A 2,062-nucleotide genomic window follows, 5' to 3' on the forward strand; every position below is an offset into this window, starting at 1 on the left:
GAATCCGGACACATTGCCGCCCCCTCCGCTTCCATTACGACTCCCAAACTTCGTGTCCCCGAAACCGCCTGCGGCCCCCTGATCAAGGATCTTGAACTGGTCGAGAGAATGAACCAGCTCTATGTCTGATGCTTGACCATTCAGTCCACGCGATAAAATCTATGGGAGGCTATTGTGAGTGAGGCTATTGATGTTCTGAAGCACGAACATGATGCCATCCTGATGGCCCTTAAAATCCTCGATAAAATTTCCGACGAGGCAAGCCAAGGAGACGCGACATCAGCGGACGTGATGCGTTTTCTGGGGTTCCTGCGGGAATTTGCGGACACTTGCCACCATGGCAAGGAAGAAGGCCTGTTGTTTCCTGCAATCGTTGAAGCAGGCCTGCCGGAAGACGGAGGGCTGGTATCGGCTATGCTCTCGGAACACGAACAGGGCCGCGCACTAGTTGCGGCAATGGCCGATGCAGCCGATCCAGTGATCTCGCCGACACAATTTTCCAAAGCAGCGATAGCCTATGCCGCCCACATGAGGGCACATATCGAGAAGGAAAACACTATCCTCTTTCCCATGGCCGATCGCGTCGTTGCGTCGGGAATCATGGACGGCCTCGTTTCCGCCTTTGAGCGTCATGAAGAGAACGTAATGGGTGCGGGTCGCCACGAACAGCTTCATGACATGCTTAAGGAACTTAAGGCGAAATACCTCAAGCCGTGACAGAGGATGGAAACACGTAGACCCTCTTACTGGCCTGCTATCGGCGAGAGACAATTCAGATTGATATCGACCAACGCCTAGAAAGCTATCCGCACGCCGGATGAGACGGTGAAAGCCTCGAACTTCGCGCCGGCGCTTTTCTTTTCGCCTCCGAGATGCTCGCCTGTATTGATGTCGTAGAAGTCGGAGTTGCCGACCTTGCGAAAATACTTGTCGTAGTTCGCCGCAAGGAAGACGCGCGTCTCGCTCAGCACGCTGTAATCCACTCTCGCGCCCAGCGACAGAAATGAAATGGCGCCGTATTTGTCTTCAAAGCGCAGATCGCGCAACCAGTGATGGTCCGTGTCGGTCGCGCCGACGGTCATGCCTCCACGCAGCAAACCCGTGAACGCCCATCGGCCGCCGGTGACGGTCGTTTCAGCGCCGAGGAAGACGCCCGGATAGCGCTGCTCAAATGTGATGTTCCGCTCGCCATTGACGAGGCTGAAGACGTCGTCTCGAAAACCGTTGGTGCTGTAGACGAAAGAGCCGCCATAAGCGGTCCATTTCACATCGGTGTATTTGAGGCCGCCATGCAGATTGACCACTGCATTGTCACTGATCGCGAAATCCCGGCCGACGGCGATGCTCAGATCGATATAGCGATCCAGCTTCGTGTCCGGATGGACCGAAAGATCCGACCAGTCGTCAAAATCGAAACTCGGTGAAAACGGCGTCAGCCAGTCACGGTCTTCCATATGGCTGTCGCCCGAGAAGCCGATCGTTGCCGTACCCGAAACCGTCCAGAAGTCGCTCAGCCTGGCCTTCAATGTTCCGGTCAGTGCCGGAGCCTGCGTTTCCCAGTCCAGTTGGCTGATCCGATCGCCCGTGGAGGAATAAACGAGCTCGGTGCCCCTCAGCCACGTATAGCCAATGCCGCCGAACATTACGATGCCCTCGCCCGCTCCGGCGACCACCATGTCGTCCGCGCGATCGGCGGCGATCGCCGGATGGAATGAAGCCGCAATCAGGCTGAAGGCAATCATCGGAAGCCGTTTGAATTTCGTCATGGTTCCCGGCGGGCTGTAGAAGCGATAGACAATGTTTGGAGGCCGTCGACAGCGGTCGCTCAAGGCGAGAACCTTGAAGCTCTCCTGGCCGTCACAGCGCAGCACACCCATTGGCAAGATTCGTCTCCGATGCCAATCGACAATTACCGGCGATGGGCGCGCTCGGCGGTGATTTCTTCCATCTGGCGGCGAATGGCGGGATCGCTGAAGAGTTCCGACAGGTCACGGGAAAGACGCCGGCGCCAGTTCGGATATTGGGTCGTGCTGCCGGGCAAGTTCGCCTGATGCTCCTCGCC

2 protein-coding genes are annotated in these 2,062 nt (G+C 57.0%); one reads left to right on the forward strand and one right to left on the reverse strand.

The genetic code is table 11. The features are described from left to right. Window positions 1-174: 174 nt before the first annotated feature. Window positions 175-717, forward strand: coding sequence for a hemerythrin domain-containing protein (locus PKA57_RS05580; protein ID WP_324298364.1), 543 nt, complete (start codon window positions 175-177; stop codon window positions 715-717). 77 nt (window positions 718-794) lie between these two features. On the opposite strand, the gene PKA57_RS05585 is transcribed toward PKA57_RS05580, so the two are convergent. After that, complete coding sequence (locus tag PKA57_RS05585; RefSeq protein WP_324298366.1) at window positions 795-1,877, reverse strand: omptin family outer membrane protease; 1,083 nt, start codon at window positions 1,875-1,877, stop codon at window positions 795-797. Window positions 1,878-2,062 lie beyond the last annotated feature (185 nt).

Source organism: Parvibaculum sp. (genome assembly GCF_035325945.1).
GTDB lineage: Bacteria > Pseudomonadota > Alphaproteobacteria > Parvibaculales > Parvibaculaceae > Parvibaculum.